The sequence below is a fragment of the Brevibacillus daliensis genome (assembly GCF_021245735.1).
Lineage (GTDB): Bacteria > Bacillota > Bacilli > Brevibacillales > Brevibacillaceae > Brevibacillus_B > Brevibacillus_B daliensis.
On sequence record NZ_JAJISB010000001.1, the window covers coordinates 438,559 to 453,825 of the forward strand.

11 protein-coding genes, 1 pseudogene and 1 riboswitch are annotated in these 15,267 nt (G+C 42.3%); of the genes and pseudogenes, 4 read left to right on the top strand and 8 right to left on the bottom strand.

Going from position 1 to position 15,267, the window contains the following annotated elements:
- Window positions 1-31: 31 nt before the first annotated feature.
- The 3 genes from LM917_RS02180 to LM917_RS02190 all read right to left on the bottom strand — a co-directional run bounded on the left by LM917_RS02180 (window position 32) and on the right by LM917_RS02190 (window position 3,864).
- Window positions 32-1,369 (bottom strand): hypothetical protein, encoded by a 1,338-nt coding sequence (locus LM917_RS02180; protein ID WP_232695780.1) that lies wholly within the window; start codon window positions 1,367-1,369, stop codon window positions 32-34.
- A 168-nt stretch (window positions 1,370-1,537) separates the two neighbouring features.
- Complete coding sequence (locus LM917_RS02185) at window positions 1,538-2,704, bottom strand: aminotransferase class I/II-fold pyridoxal phosphate-dependent enzyme (RefSeq protein ID WP_232695781.1); 1,167 nt, start codon at window positions 2,702-2,704, stop codon at window positions 1,538-1,540.
- Window positions 2,701-3,864 carry a trans-sulfuration enzyme family protein gene (locus LM917_RS02190; RefSeq protein WP_309241915.1) on the bottom strand — a complete coding sequence of 388 codons (1,164 nt, stop codon included), beginning with the start codon at window positions 3,862-3,864 and terminating at the stop codon, window positions 2,701-2,703. Before LM917_RS02190 ends, LM917_RS02185 begins: the two co-directional genes overlap by 4 nt.
- 105 nt (window positions 3,865-3,969) lie before the next feature.
- Window positions 3,970-4,084, bottom strand: a riboswitch (SAM riboswitch).
- 243 nt (window positions 4,085-4,327) lie between these two features.
- On the opposite strand from LM917_RS02190, the gene LM917_RS02195 reads away from it, so the two are divergent.
- A complete protein-coding gene (locus tag LM917_RS02195) occupies window positions 4,328-4,759 on the top strand; it encodes a DUF3888 domain-containing protein (protein ID WP_232695784.1) in 432 nt (143 codons plus the stop codon).
- A gap of 7 nt (window positions 4,760-4,766) precedes the next feature.
- Here the strand turns inward: LM917_RS02195 and LM917_RS02200 are convergent, their stop codons facing one another.
- Entirely contained in the window at window positions 4,767-5,570 is an 804-nt protein-coding gene (locus tag LM917_RS02200) for an N-acetyltransferase (RefSeq protein WP_232695786.1), read from the bottom strand.
- Between the two features lie 236 nt (window positions 5,571-5,806).
- Here LM917_RS02200 and LM917_RS02205 point away from each other — a divergent pair, with 236 nt between their 5' ends.
- From LM917_RS02205 to LM917_RS02215, 3 genes are all read left to right on the top strand, one after another.
- On the top strand, window positions 5,807-5,968 hold the full coding sequence (locus LM917_RS02205) for a hypothetical protein (protein WP_232695787.1): 162 nt from the start codon (window positions 5,807-5,809) through the stop codon (window positions 5,966-5,968).
- A 157-nt stretch (window positions 5,969-6,125) separates the two neighbouring features.
- Window positions 6,126-7,181 carry a Cfr family 23S rRNA (adenine(2503)-C(8))-methyltransferase gene (locus tag LM917_RS02210; RefSeq protein WP_232695788.1) on the top strand — a complete coding sequence of 352 codons (1,056 nt, stop codon included), beginning with the start codon at window positions 6,126-6,128 and terminating at the stop codon, window positions 7,179-7,181.
- Window positions 7,182-7,670: 489 nt separating this feature from the next.
- Window positions 7,671-9,149: an Lsa family ABC-F type ribosomal protection protein gene (locus tag LM917_RS02215; RefSeq protein WP_232695789.1), complete on the top strand. Its 1,479-nt coding sequence runs from the start codon at window positions 7,671-7,673 to the stop codon at window positions 9,147-9,149.
- A 426-nt stretch (window positions 9,150-9,575) separates the two neighbouring features.
- On the opposite strand, the pseudogene LM917_RS24880 reads toward LM917_RS02215, so the two are convergent.
- From LM917_RS24880 to LM917_RS02230, 4 genes and pseudogenes are all read right to left on the bottom strand, one after another.
- Window positions 9,576-9,653 (bottom strand): annotated as a pseudogene (locus tag LM917_RS24880) (IS200/IS605 family transposase); the annotation flags it as partial.
- Between the two features lie 85 nt (window positions 9,654-9,738).
- Window positions 9,739-11,319, bottom strand: coding sequence for a SagB family peptide dehydrogenase (locus tag LM917_RS02220; protein WP_232695790.1), 1,581 nt, complete (start codon window positions 11,317-11,319; stop codon window positions 9,739-9,741).
- A 22-nt stretch (window positions 11,320-11,341) separates the two neighbouring features.
- Complete coding sequence (locus LM917_RS02225; protein ID WP_232695793.1) at window positions 11,342-13,288, bottom strand: TOMM precursor leader peptide-binding protein; 1,947 nt, start codon at window positions 13,286-13,288, stop codon at window positions 11,342-11,344.
- Window positions 13,285-15,222, bottom strand: coding sequence for a putative thiazole-containing bacteriocin maturation protein (locus tag LM917_RS02230; RefSeq protein WP_232695795.1), 1,938 nt, complete (start codon window positions 15,220-15,222; stop codon window positions 13,285-13,287). Before LM917_RS02230 ends, LM917_RS02225 begins: the two co-directional genes overlap by 4 nt.
- Between the last annotated feature and the right edge of the window lie 45 nt (window positions 15,223-15,267).

Sequence of the window (15,267 nt, forward strand, 5' to 3'; positions counted from 1 at the left end):
CTTGTAACTTATCTTGAAAAAAGAGGAGGGATTATGGTAGATGGATGGTAGATTGAATGAGTTGAATCGTATTTTCATCTACCCATATCATACCTTCTGGGAGATGATCGAGTGGGTTCTCCGCTACTACTCGATGATTTTTTACATCCCAAATATAAAGTGTATAGGGAGTAACCTCATCTTCCTTATAATCCGTTCGTAATGCTAAGAAAGCTAGCAGGTTCTTTTGAGGTGAGAACACCCCAGACGGTCTTATTAATGCAAAATCTGAAACTGGCGTTCCGATCATATAACCTTGCTCTTCTTTCTTATCTTCTAGGTTGTATGACTTGATGCTTGTTGTAACCATTTCTCCAGTAGAAACCGTATCAAGATAATATAAATGCTGATCTAATACCCCTAGCATATAGCGATCATACTTCTCACCTGGTTCCTTGCCAACCTGATGGAGTTGATTCGTTTTTACATCGAGTAGGTATAAACCTTGATTTCCTTGGAAAGAGAGATCATAGACATGATAGCCAGTTTCGACCAGCATCAGATCTGGAAACCCTTCTATCCTCTTTAATTTTTTCACAGGTTTTGTAGCGTGCTCTATATCTTTGATTGGCAGCTTCTTTATTTTTTTCGTAGTAAAATCAATGGATGACAGGCCTTTCTTATAAACCAAAATCTCCTGATTATTTCTCCACTCTACCACCCATTCATTCTGCATGCCTACGATGTCTTCGGAAGAAAAGTTGTGTTTGGCTATGTTACCAGTCAATGGAATAACTTCTTTTTTAGCCATGTCCAGATAACCTACCACAGCCTCATGTGCTGGAGTCTCTACGAGAAGCAGCACGTTATCCCCTTTTGGCGAACGAATAAATTGATAATCTGCTTCGTCTGCCTGCGGGAGATTCTTCATTTCAAAATATCCCTTTGTCCGATCTAAGACGAATAGATGCTGAGTGTTGCTTTTGTTCTTTTGTTCTTGAAACAAGATATAAAAAAGATCTGGCTCCGTGGAATCTTGTGTAATCATTACGTTAGATAGTGTGGAAGATATCGATTGATAAAAAACCTCTTGCGGTCCAACAAAACGGTCATGACCGTTTTGTTTAAGCATAAGCTTACTCGGATTTTTCTCATCTACATACAGATAAAATCCTTGTTCTCTCATACTCCATTCTTCCTCTGTTGGGATGCTAGTCGCAGGCTCTGTCTTCTGAAGTGTTTTATCCTGGACCTTCTCGTTAGCCATTACTACCTCATCAACGCCTAGTGCCTCCGTCTTTTCTGATGGTAATCCAAACATAACTGTGAACGAACTTAAAATAAACAACAAACCTGATAATAAAAGTATTCGGTAGGAAAGATTTTTCATAGCATAGTCCCCCTGGAACGTTAACAGATAGTATTGTTCATTTCCATTATAAGACAATTTTGACCTTCTAAGTGTTACAAAAAATTATAATAATTCTCCAAAAAACCATAGCTCCCGACCTATAGAAATAGAAAAAACTGGCACATCTCTGCACCAGTTTATTACCCATCATGCTTCTATTTTAAACTTGACGGATGCTGCTATCTGCAATGCTTGAGCCAGATCAGCAATTATGTCTCCTGCATCTTCAACCCCTACTGATAGTCTCACGAGTCCGTCCGTAATTCCTCTTTTTTCTCGTTCCGCTTTTGGCATAGAGGCATGTGACATTTGCACGGGATAAGAGTAAATACTCTCCACTCCACCCAAGCTGACTCCTACCAAGGCAAGCTTCAGGTTTTCAAATAATGCCTTAACCTGCTCACGACCACCCAGATCAAAAGAAAGAACAGCTCCGTGACCACTAGCCTGACTGTTTTGGAGCGCGTGCCCCTTATGACTTGATAAGCCTGTGTAATAGACATGCTTTACTAGAGGGTGCTGAGAAAGATAGTCTGCAATCTGTACAGCATTACGTGTTGCTTGGTCCAGCCTTGTTTTCAAGGTCTTCAACCCACGCATAACCAACCAGCAGTCTTGTACCCCGAGAATGGCACCGAACCCATTTTGAATAGCATATAATTTGTTTCCGATCTCCTCTGTTTTTGTTACGACCAATCCTGCAACCACATCACTGTGACCACCGATGAATTTGGTCGCACTGTGTATGACAATATCGGCTCCTAGCTCAAGCGGACGTTGGTAGTAAGGTGTCAAGAAGGTATTGTCTACTATGGTTAGTAAGGAATGACGCTTTGCGATAGCTGTTGCACCAGCTACATCTGTTACTTTTAAGGTTGGATTGGATGGTGTCTCCAAATAAATCGCCTTGGTGTTAGGACGAATCGCTTTCTCAATCGCTTGCAGATTCGTAGTATCAACAAAGGTAACTTCAATCTCCATTCGCTTTAATACCGTAGTAAGGAAGCGGAAAGTACCCCCATATACATCCTCTGCAACCACAATATGATCATTACTGCTAAAAAGTAGAAACACACTGGAAATAGCAGCCATTCCAGAGGCGAAAGCAAATCCCCGTTCCCCACCTTCAAGTACCGCAATAGCTTCTTCTAGCGCCTGCCTGGTTGGATTACCAGATCTCGCGTAGTCAAACTGCCCTGGATGATCAATATCATACTGATGAAAAGTAGATGCTTGAAAAATAGGTATGCTGGAAGCTCCTGTTTCCCTATCGATCCCGCACGTACCATGAAGCAGTTTCGTCGCAAAATTCATCGTAAACACTCCTCTTTTGTTAAACATCGATCCAAGGCTTGCTCCAGGTCAGCAATTAAATCTTTCGGATGTTCAATCCCAACAGAGAGGCGGAGCAATCGATCACAAACACCGACATACTCCCTAACTTCTACAGGAATATCCGCATGTGTCTGTGTAGACGGGTATGTACAAAGCGATTCCACACCACCAAGGCTTTCCGCATAAGAAATGATGTTCAGACTTTTCAAGAATACGGCTACATCCTCTTTATCCCTGATTCGAAAAGAAACCATCCCGCTATAACCGCTTGCTTGACGTGTTTGCACATCATAGCCAAGATGAGTAGGAAGTCCAGGATAAAAAACTTCTGATACAGCTTCATGGTTTTGAAGGAAACTCACAACCTTATAGGCGTTAGCCTGATGACGATCCATCCTTAGTGCAAGGGTTTTTAATCCCCTCATAATCAGCCAGCAATCCTGCGGACCTAGGACAGCTCCAATTGAATTATGCAGAAAACGGATTTTTTCTGTAAGTTCCGCACCTTTCGTAACAATCAATCCCGCCAGTACATCATTATGTCCAGCTAAATATTTGGTTGCGCTATGAAAAACCAGATCTGCTCCTAACTCCAATGGCCGCTGATAATAAGGCGTCATGAATGTATTATCGATAATGGAGAGTACATTGTGCTTTTTGGCGATCGACACAATTGTTGAAAGGTCAGTAATCTGCATAAGTGGATTAGTCGGCGTTTCTACGAACAATGCCTTTGTTTCTGGCTTGATTGCTTCTTCCACTAGCTTTGGGTTACACATATCTACGTAGGTTGTTGTGATGCCATATCGCTTTAGAACCTGTTCAAACAGACGATACGTTCCTCCGTAAAGATCAAGCGATACAACTAAATGATCTCCGTATGAGAATAATCCCAAGATAGTCTGAATCGCAGCCATCCCTGACGAACAGGCAAAACCACCGTCTCCAGATTCCAAATCGGCAATGGCTTCTTCTAGCACGGACCGAGTTGGATTAGCCGTACGCGTATAATCAAATCCTGTGCTTTCTCCCAATGCTGGATGACGATAAGCTGTTGCATGATATATGGGAAAACTAACCGCTCCTGTTGTTTTTTCTTTTCCTACTCCGATTTGGACCAACCGCGTTTCAATATGCACGATGGTTCTCTCCCCTCATTACTCTCTTTATAAAATCAAAAAGAAAAGCCTTCTTTCCTAAGAAAGAAGGCTTTGGTCGCGCCATTAGAATCCGCAAGCAAATCCTTCTTATCTTTCAGAGCTGTTACGCTCTGCAGGAATTAGCACCATCTCGTCATATTTCATAACGAGTGGTTGCCGGGCATCATAGGGCCAGTCCCTCCGCCTCTCTGGATAAGAAGATCGCTATTCAATTTGTATTGATTTACAATTTATCAGACGTCACCCTGACTGTCAAGAAATTTCTGATCGCTTGGTTGATTGTACTTTGGTGAGAAGGATTAATTATAATGTCCGCTTTTTTGAAGACTATAAAATAAACATTATTAGTTTTACACTGAGTAAAATTATTTCATAACCTGTCGTTGCCACCATATGTATTTCCTCCTCTCAGTGGGTAGCCTAGTAAAGAAGGAGGTCACCCATGAAAAAATATGTAATAGCCATTACACTTGCTATCATAGCATTATTTCCTATATTTCCCATTGGTGAAGCTTCTTCTATTCCTCTTTATCCCAAAGGCTCTCCTGAAGAGCTGTATCAGGATATTTTTATTACAATGCTTGGTCCTTCCATTGAGAAAGCTGTACATCACTATTATTCTGATATACTGACAACATCACCTCACGTGTACCCGTATGAAGTAAAAGTAATAAAAGCAGAGCGAATTGGCGGTTATCGTAAGTTTGGATTTACTGTCGTTTTAATGGTCTCCCCTGTTATCGGACCACACATTGGTGTTGGGCAGGATCAACTAACCTTTTCCATATCACCGGGTAAAACCAGGCTAATCAAATATGAGCATCTACGGACAGAAGAGTTACCTCCACATTGGCAGCATATTATCAAGTATTAAAGATGATTTACTGTTTGCTCTCTTTTTCTTTCACTTTTTCTTCAGGTTTATCTATACATCCTTTCTCTTCCAGTATCTTTAGAAATTTTTTGTCACTCAATATTTCATTGGTGATAAACTCACCCTCTATGTATAAACCATATGTAGTCCAAGGCGTTGGGGATTCTTGTGCTTGTTTGGTGGTCTCGATTTTAATTAGTGTAAAATTCAGTTGCCGTTCACAGGCGATCTCTTTTATAAGATGGACATATTTTTCCGTATGAGGACACTGATTGGAATAGTACAAAACAATTCCTTTTTCACTTATTTTACCATGTTTAGCTACTTCTTTAAATTTGGGTTGCTCTGCTGATTCCTGAAAGGGTAGATACATGAGCTCGAAGTAAGGGGCTGCCGTATCACATACTGTAAAGCCTTTGTATGATAAGAATGCTGCATCTGATAAGAATGGCTTTTTCTTCTTCGAGGATAAAACAACGAGTCCCCTTCGACCTTTCGCTTTAGCGTCATTTATACATTCCTCAAGCAATTGCTTGGCATGACCGTGCCCCTTATATTGTCCTGACACCCAAAAGCAGTTTATGTACATATATCCTTCTGCATCGACCGGACACCACGCATATTCAGCCGGGACGTATTCGATAAAGACTTTGCCTCTTACATCCAATTTCTTGAAAACAAGACCTTCCGACATTCGCTCTTGTAACCATGCTTTTTTGGATGCGACTCCACATTCACCTTTTTTGTCTGAAATCGCACAGCAAATATGCTCTGACTGTAGGTTTTCCACGGTTACTTCTTTGATGGCCATTTTTCGCACTCCCTTTTTGTCACGTTTATGCCTACTAGATGTAGTTTTATAAAAAAGGTTGATCATTTAAAACAAAGTTCGATTATTTAAAATAAAGATTGATTAAAAATTCTTTTTTGCAGAATTTTTTTCTTTAACTATATAGGCAGGTTAGTTATTCTCGAATTACACTTTACATATACTCACTTTTATGATAGTTTACTCAATAATAAATTGGACAAAGGGAGGTGCAAGCAATGTTAACTGTTTTTAGAATTCTGTTTGGTAAAAATGTGAAAATTGGTAATGATTTAGCAGACAAAGGGAGTAGTCTGTCCTTTTTTATGCTATACAACCATATAAAAACAGTTATCGGAGCTTTGCCTCTATGGCAAATAAATTACAAAGCAATGACTTAGTGTCCTTGTTTATTTATTTGTGCATATTTTTTATTTAAAGTTCAGCACCGATAATTCTATCGGTGCTTTTTTTGCGTTTATTTTTAACTTAAGGGATAGACAACTCCTTTCTATTTACTCCTATAAAACTAGAGAGTCGTATGGAAGGATGAGAAAGATGCAATTAAAACTAAGCAATAAGTATAGAAGAATAAAAGAATTTTTAAGGGAACATAATTACCCTAATTTTAGAATGAAACAAATATTGAATGCCATTTTTAAAGAAAGGATAAATAAATTCAACGAAATTAATGTACTTCCAAAATCGTTAAGAGAAATTTTAGTTAAGGAATTTGGAGAGTCTATTTTAGATGTTGTTCCTTTAAAGGAACAACATTCTGAGCAAGTCACTAAAGTCTTATTTGAAATTTCAGGAAATGAAAAAATAGAAACGGTAAATATGAAATATAAAGCTGGGTGGGAATCATTTTGTATATCTTCTCAGTGCGGATGTAATTTTGGGTGTAAATTTTGTGCAACAGGTGACATTGGATTAAAAAGAAATTTGACTTCAGATGAAATAACTGACCAAATCCTCCATTTTTACTTACAAGGTCACTCAATTGATAGTATTTCTTTTATGGGGATGGGAGAAGCGTTAGCCAATGTACAAGTTTTTGATGCCTTAGATGTACTCACTGATCCGACGCTGTTTGCTTTAAGCCCTCGTAGGTTATCTATTTCAACTATTGGTATTATACCAAGTATAAAAAAAATGACTCTGAATTATCCGCAAGTCAATTTGACGTTTTCGTTACATTCTCCTTTTAATGACCAACGAAGTAAGTTGATGCCGATTAATGATAGGTATCCATTATTAGATGTATTGGACACATTAGATGAGCATATACGAATAACATCAAGAAAAGTATATATTGCTTATATTATGTTACCTGGTGTGAATGATTCTATTGACCATGCTAAAGAAGTAGTAAGTCTAATAAAAGGTCGATATAAAGAAGGACGTTTATATCATGTAAATTTAATCAGATATAACCCAACCGTCAGTTCTCCTTTAAGGTTCGGTGAAGTTGATGAAGGTCATGTTGTTAATTTTTACAAAAAATTAAAATCATCAGGTATTAATGTGACCATTAGAAGTCAATTTGGAATTGATATAGATGCTGCTTGTGGTCAATTGTATGGAAATTATCAAAAGAGCAACAAGCAGTAATTTGAGGTTAAGATGATGCTGAATTGTATTCCATAAAAAAATTTGTTACTATAAAAGTACAATTATGAGAGGACTGATGGATGGACAATGATTAACTAATCTATATTTTTATTTGAAATGAATAACTTCAAACTACAAAATATAGGGTTAGTCTATCCATTTTTATAAATCAGTTTACACTTTATTTGTCATGATTCCAATGGCAAAAAAGAACTTATTTAATATAAGTGAAAGACTAATCCTTCCAATTACAAATTGGGAGGATTTTTTATTCTCTCATAGTTAAGATTGATATTTTTTAATCTGTAACTTTAATCTAATAAATAAAGGAGAGAGAGAAATGAGCGATTCAGACACTATTGTTACGCATGTAATACTCCGTATAAGTCGTTAATATCCATCAAACTTATACGGAGTAATTTAGAATAGATGGATGTGCCGACTTTGTATAAAAAGTAAAAAATGTTCATATACAAAGGAGGAATTATCATGTCAATGATACAAGTTCAAGACTTAACTTTTTCTTACCCAGGTAGCTTTGACAATATTTTTGAAGGTGTAAACTTTCAAATAGATACGGATTGGAAACTTGGATTTATCGGTAGAAATGGACGAGGTAAAACAACATTCTTTAATTTATTATTAGGGAATTATGAGTATAGTGGGAAAATCATTTCTTCGGTAGAATTTAATTTTTTCCCTTATCCAGTTTCGGATAAAAACAAGTATACCCATGAAATCTTTGAAGAAATTTGCCCCCAAGCAGAAGATTGGGAATTTCTTCGTGAAATATCCTATCTAAATGTTGATGCTGAGGTCATGTACCGACCATTTAAAACATTATCAAATGGAGAACAAACAAAGGTGTTGCTTGCAGCACTTTTTTTGACTGAGGGTCAATTTCTATTAATTGATGAGCCAACCAATCATCTAGACACTGATGCCCGAAAGGTGGTCTCTGATTATCTAAGGAAGAAAAAAGGGTTTATTTTAATTTCACATGACAGAATCTTTTTAGATGGGTGCGTTGACCATATTTTATCTATAAATAGGGCAAATATTGAAGTTCAAAGTGGTAACTATTCTTCTTGGAAGTTAAATTTTGATAGACAGCAGGAACACGAAGAGGCAACAAATCAGCGTCTACAAAAAGACATAGGGAGATTAGAACAGTCTTCAAAGCGTTCAGCAGGTTGGTCTAATCAAGTGGAAGCTTCCAAAAATGGGACAACGAATTCGGGTTCTAAGTTGGACAAGGGTTTTGTAGGACATAAAGCGGCAAAGATGATGAAGAGAGCAAAGAACCTTGAATCAAGGCAACAAAAAGCTATTCAGGAAAAGTCAAAACTGCTAAAAAATGTGGAAAAAACTGAGTCAATAAAATTAGAACCATTGGAATTTAAGTCAAATGAATTGATTGTTTTGGACGATGTGTCTGTTAAGTACGATGACCAAATAGTGAATAAGCCAATTAGCTTTAAAGTTGAACAAGGTGACCGAATTGTACTTGATGGAAAGAATGGAAGCGGAAAAAGTAGTATCCTAAAACTAATTCTAGGAAATCCGATACATCATACAGGCTCAATGAATTTAGGTTCAGGCCTCATTATTTCCTATGTCCAACAAGATACTTCTCATTTGAAGGGACTGTTATCGGACTTTATTGAAGAGCATGAGATTGATGAAACCTTATTTAAATCCATCCTACGTAAGATGGATTTTGACCGAATTCAATTTGAGAAAGATATATCTCATTATTCTGGTGGACAAAAGAAAAAGCTGCTTATAGCCAAAAGTTTATGTGAAAAAGCTCATTTATATATTTGGGATGAACCGTTAAATTTTATTGATATTTATTCGCGCATGCAGATTGAAGAGCTTATTCAAAGATTTAATCCCACAATGGTTATTGTTGAGCATGATCAGGCATTTCAACAAACAGTTGCAACAAAAACTATATCTATGTAGTTAAATATGAAAAATTGAAGATATAATCAGTAAATCAGGTTATTAAACTCTATGGTGCTTTAGTTGAAGAACGCAGCTAAAATGATCAAACTTTTTTATGAAGACTAAATATAAATTTGTTAGAGAAGAATCCATTTTGATCAATCTTTTTTCAAAATGGATTCTTTTATTTAGCGTAAAATACTGGTTTATGAGGTGTTTTTGAACAAACTTTATTTTAAAGCAACACTAGAGTATTTGCGAATGTATGGGCTTACCCCTGCCGATCATTATGTACTTATTTTAACTCTATTCCTAATCACTTACACATACAAGTTATAACCACCGGCTTAGATGGTGGCTTCCATCAGCCCTATAAGGGCATGTTACAAGCAGGCGCCTACTGCCAACCGCGTGCTGTCACGGGCAAACCCCTTAAGGGCTTTTTTATCTGCCCTTTTTCACCGACTCACCCGTAAACGGGTCGATTATCTCTTTCATCGTTAGCTGCTCATAATTCTTGTCTACCCTCAGTCGAACTGGGGGTTTTCATATACAAAAAGGTTGCCGAGTGATATCTCGACAACCTTTTGCTTCTTCTCATTCACCCCTAGCCATGCAACCCCCCCTCCAATCGGGACCTCGGACGATAGGGACCAACTGGAATCTGGATCAAGCTGGTTTTTCCATGCGAATCCATCCGATTGAGATTATCACAGGACTCCACGTCATAGCCAAGCAGCGGGTGCCCGCCCATGCCGAGAGCAGTAGCCGCCAAAAGCAAACGTTGCACGAGCATACCCGCCTCCATCTGCTGGATGCGATACCCTCTGTACCCCAGTGCTGCTTTGAGGTGATCTTTATCCCCTGCCACATGAAAGCAGAGCGGTACCTGAAACAGATTTACATTGTCCAGACTCATGCCTTGTTGCAGGTAAAGCCGATGATCGCCAAGTCGTATCTGCCGCAACGCATGGGCTTCACTGTCATAGCGGTAGGCACCGTCCGGAATGTCTTCTACGTTGTACAAACAGCAATACAGGAAGACACGGGGTTGGCGGTTCTCCTGGTCCTCATCCAAATCGTTTCGATATTGGAAGGAAGCAGTCGCCTCTTGTAGTAAAGTAGCCAATTGCTGTTGGCTTACCTTGCCCAAAACAAAACCCTTCTCCGGCGAAACCCTTTTTCTGCAGGCCGAGCCCAGATCATAAAAGAACCGCCCTACTTGAGGGAGTGCCACTGTGTTGCCCTCATAAGTAATGTTCTTTTCTCCTTCAAACCGCCGAAACGATTGTAGAGATTCCAGTTGGGACGCTTCGTTCATTTGGATCAGCATCGGGTATGGCAGAACCCGTTGCGACCGCACGTAGTGATCATGCTTTACCGTTAACAACTCCCGGCACAATTCAGCGGCCGTGACGCTTCCATCTGCGCCATTCCCTTTCCCAAACCACGTACTCCCCGGCTCCACCGACAACGGGATGACCGCATAGACGCTCTCCTCCTGTTCTGACAGCCCCAGCAGATGGTTAAGCGCGCGATCGAGAAACTGGAAGTATACCCCCGATTCATAGCCAAACCGTTTCGAAACTTCGAGTAATTGCCCTATCAGCACGCCAGCATCCAGGCCTTGCAGGCGATAGGCGAAGTTATTGTATTTAAAGAAATTTTTCCAAAACATGGTCGTCACAAAAACGGTCGCAAAACAAGTCGATAGATCACAGCGATTGCCGAGAGCACGGGCCATATAGTCATCGAAATTTCCTTTACGCAATAAAACCAATCGCTGGTGAGCGACATCATAATGGTAGATACCGGTATGGGCACCCTCCAGCTTCAGATATACGTATATTTCGTTTGGATACCTCGCACCGCCAGACGGAACAAACCGCCGGTACGATTGTATCGGTCCAAAAGCTTGTTCCATCGGATTCAGATCAAAGACAGACTCGCTGAATTGAGTCAGACCGTATACGTACCAGAGAAAATGACTCATTTCTCGCAGATCTGGTTTCGTGATCGCTTGCCGCCCCTCTAGCGTAAGCGGTATTTCCCCAGACAACGGGATGACAGGCAAGCCACGGTAGAGCTTAAATGGCAAGGGTGCGTCTTCCCAGTCCACCTCGAAGTCAAGTGGTATTGCCTTTTCTGTGTCGAAATGAAGAGTGTGCAGAAAAGTATCCAGCCTCATCCTTTTCCCTCCTGGTCACGATTTATGGAAACGGATGCGGATGTGGATTGAGCTGTTCATACGTTAACGGCTGCTTCGTATATCCAAGCTCCATGGGCACTTGTAGTACCCGATCCAGTCCTTTAACGCGGGCCAGGTGATGTCCGAACGTCATCGGCAACATCCCCGGAATCAGCACTTTTACGCAATACAGTCCGTTCCGCAAGATTTCAGGTGTCGTCTGATCCACCACGATCACATCAAGATTCAATCGGTGGAACGTCTGAAGAAGGGACTTCAAATCATCGGTTAAGTCGCCATACTTTGGCTTCTGCATGAATTCCTCTTCAAACGTTCGCAATGGACGATGATCATTCAGCAAAAATTGCAGGTGCTCTTCCGCTTCCGGCAAAGCGTATAGCATAGAATGATGCTCCATCTTTTTCACCAGAAACGGATCGTGGAACATACGCACATACTCTTCCCGGTTCGCCTCAAACTTCTCGTTGAATGTCAGCAACATGGCGGCCAATTCGTGGATTGAGCTTTTCAACGCCCGCACAGGATCTGGATGAGCGCCGCCCGCACAGATCAGATTGACTCCCTTTTCTTTCCTGTTTTTCGCCAGTGTCCAAACGCTGGGAATCCCATTCTCCATCGTCGCGTTAAACACATAGACATCATAACCGGCCACCGCCTGCAAGCGTTCGAGCATCAAGCACAATTCCTGATCATGAATCGAAAAGGGGTCAATGCGCGGAAGAGGAAGCTCCGCATACCAAGTCATCAGGAATGAATCGCGCTCCACCACTTCCAAAATGGCGTAGAAAATAGCCTCTTCCAGACTGCCACCCAACGCGCATCCGTTGGATGTTTCAAACACAAAGCAATCCTCATCGCCCATACCGTAATAGGCAAGCATCTCCGGAACCAAAATCGGGCGCTCTTGCAAGAACGAGTAGCCCCATACCCAGTACATAGGTCGGTCCGGATCAAACCGTACGAATGGAAAATCAGGCCTCTCATGCTGTTCCTCGGTGTGCAGCCCTACCTTGACGGGATCGAGCGCTTGATCCGCAAGATTGTGGAAACTGTCGCGGATCACGGTCCGCTTACCGCGAGGTGCAATTCCGCAGTACCGCTCCAAGCCCTCCAATATGGCCGTCATCTCGCTATCCTCATAAGAATGAGTCCGACCTGCTGTTCCCTCGTCCCCTGTGAACAACGGAAGATTCACACTTACATCGGCAAAAGGTGACACCAGATCACGCAGTTTCTTATTCAAAAAGCCTGTCCGGTAATCCAGGTAATCTTTACTCAGAACTTTTTTGAGTTCATCCATTGGACGAGAGCGGTAACTGTCGACGCTGATCTTCGGATTGGGTTTTAGTGTAATTTGAGCTGCTAGCAAAGAATCATCGGGCATTTGACCGCAAAACTCACATGCAGGTTCGGGCAGAAAGAAGTGGCGTGAGCTCTTTAACGTTTTCAGGTTGATCAAAAACACCCGTTCTTCCAAATGGGCTTGCCCGCCCGTCAGCACTCTCTTCGTCTCTGCCACAAGCACGTGAGCCATCTGCAAAAGTCCCGTATGCGATGCCCAGGCATCATGAGATGCTTCCCTGTGTTCACCCAGCCGCCGCTGTTGCAGCTCCCACATCTCTTTGCGGTCGCGTCCCGCCATCAGATACCGCAGATCCGCACACTGGGAACACCCCGGTGCACCAGGGCGAACCAGCGGTCCAACCGTGCCTTCACCAAATAAAACAAAACCGCGCAGCCAGGGAATACCAGAAGGCTGCAACACTTCTTCGGCCTCTCGATGTATGAATGGGTCCCAGGCATCGTGCAACACCAGAGCCATTTGCGTGCCTTTCGGTATTCCGACCTTCAAATCATTTTGACGGACAACCTCGTATGGAGCAGACAGTTCATTGCATACGAAATCCGCTAGCCGCCCTTCTCCAACAACCAAAACGACTGTACTCACCGGGACTCCTCCTCACGCAGCACCACTCCATACACGCCTGCCAGCTCTTTTTTCAAAAATGGCTCAATAGCCAAATCCAAGAGGAAAAGCCGCATACGATTCCGTTTCAAAACCTGTAGGGCGGACTGCAAGACTTCCGTTTGCGTTGTATCGTCTAGTCCAGGAATCGTAAGGCTATTTAGCTCCAGTTCGTTCAGACGAACGGATGCACGGGACAACGCAAGCGACATGCGAAATTCCGCCTGATTTTGTGTCACTAGCAAGGCTTGTTGCAACGAGTTACGCAACGCCATGGTCACATTCAAACTTACACTACCAAACCAGCGATTGCCCGAACCGACCCACACTGCAGGGAAACCGAATACCTCTGTTCCTAATCCGATCCTCGGTGTTCCTTGTATGGTGGTTAATGCTTGCAAATAAAAACGGCAATGATCATCTTCTACCGTACTCAACTGCACCTGAAAAAAATGAGGATTCTCCTCCATCTTCTGCTTGCTCATTTCTTGGAGCAAACACTTCTGCAACCCTCGGCTGACACCCTCCGCCGCGGTCTCCCCCGCTCCGACTCCGACAAAATCATGTGGATCTTGCTTTTGTCCCGTCAAGAACACGGGAACTATACGAGATACATACGCTTCTATTCCGGTCAGCCCCGCTTCCTTCCGAGCCTCCTCATGTGACATACCTGTGCACACCATCTCCGGCAACAACTCGGCCGGTCCCTCCGACAGCGGGTCCGTTGCCTGAATGCGGCACTGGGACAAAGGAAGCTGCTTCAATTCCCCCTCCTCCCAGATGTGGAAAATCCCTGTTTCTCTTGATGTCAGTGTGCTGAAGTAAGGGATCAGACCATTCGACTCACTTGGGTCCTTTTTTTGTTCGAGGTGTCCATCAAGATCTTCTATCCATTCGACCTTCGTTTTTCCTGTCACCAACGGGTGAGGCATGAACGAATGCCAGTTTCCTTCCAACGTCTCCAGATCAAGTAGGTAGACCTTATTCTTCGGTTCCGATTCGTTCACCGCCGTAATGAACTTGAACAATTCAAATACGACCACATTCGCCAGCATCGCTCCTGCAGTAGAAGAAAATGCATGCAGCCTTTCGTCTTTTACGAGCGCGGATTGGTGTATACGGCGCCACGCCGACTCCCAGCATTCCTCAGAGTCTGGATGCACAAGCAGTCCCGCCACACCCGCCTGCTTCACACAGATCGCAGCTAGCAGCACCTTGCCCTCTTCCCTGCAAACAGCTTGAAGGCCCCGCAGTTCCTCTACATTACCCTCCTGAGATACGTACAAAATCGCATCAAACGACTGCACAGCCTCGCGCCAAGTATTTAATCCCTCCACCTGTAGCACAAGCTCCTTTATGGTTACCTCGGGGTCCGTCTTGCGGGCATGAGATGTCAGTTCCTCTATCCGTTGGCGATTCGTTGGCAGCACATGATTGACCAGCATGTGGAACCTGGACAAGCCGGAATCAAGCAACGCCGCAATCAATGAGACAAAGATCGGACCGGAGCCGATCGCCAGCACTTTAGCCTGACGATAAGACATGAAACGATAAGCACCAGAATCAGCCAGATTACTTATAAATTCAATTTGTGAAGCGTACTTTTTGCAAATCTTGTCCGTAAGCTGATGCGGGCGATCTTGGCTCACATCCTGAACAAAACCATTTTGGAATAAATTTTCTGCGATTTCAAACACACGATCTCGATATTCTTTCGGCAATCTGTCCGTCAGCTCGCCCAACGTGTTCTCCCCGTTAAACACCGGCAACAGTTTTTCAATCCACTGATCAATGCCATTGCCTTCCATACGAAATGAGCCTACGTTATTCCGAAAATACACATTTCCCTTTGCATCAGGGAGAAAAAAAGTATCCCTTTTCACTTTCAGACGCATAGAAGAGTCTAATTGTGTCATGTTACTCCTCCTTACCGTTAGCCGTTCCCAAAATGACGCGTCAAC

Excerpts from the sequence above, each read along its gene's own strand:
- LM917_RS02195 (WP_232695784.1), top strand. The coding sequence starts at position 4,328 with ATGAAAAAATATGTAATAGCCATTACACTTGCTATCATAGCATTATTT.
- LM917_RS02205 (WP_232695787.1), top strand. The coding sequence starts at position 5,807 with ATGTTAACTGTTTTTAGAATTCTGTTTGGTAAAAATGTGAAAATTGGT.
- LM917_RS02220 (WP_232695790.1), bottom strand. The coding sequence starts at position 11,319 with ATGAGGCTGGATACTTTTCTGCACACTCTTCATTTCGACACAGAAAAG.
- LM917_RS02215 (WP_232695789.1), top strand. The coding sequence starts at position 7,671 with ATGTCAATGATACAAGTTCAAGACTTAACTTTTTCTTACCCAGGTAGC.
- LM917_RS02180 (WP_232695780.1), bottom strand. The coding sequence starts at position 1,369 with ATGAAAAATCTTTCCTACCGAATACTTTTATTATCAGGTTTGTTGTTT.
- LM917_RS02200 (WP_232695786.1), bottom strand. The coding sequence starts at position 5,570 with ATGGCCATCAAAGAAGTAACCGTGGAAAACCTACAGTCAGAGCATATT.
- LM917_RS02230 (WP_232695795.1), bottom strand. The coding sequence starts at position 15,222 with ATGACACAATTAGACTCTTCTATGCGTCTGAAAGTGAAAAGGGATACT.
- LM917_RS02185 (WP_232695781.1), bottom strand. The coding sequence starts at position 2,704 with ATGAATTTTGCGACGAAACTGCTTCATGGTACGTGCGGGATCGATAGG.
- LM917_RS02210 (WP_232695788.1), top strand. The coding sequence starts at position 6,126 with ATGCAATTAAAACTAAGCAATAAGTATAGAAGAATAAAAGAATTTTTA.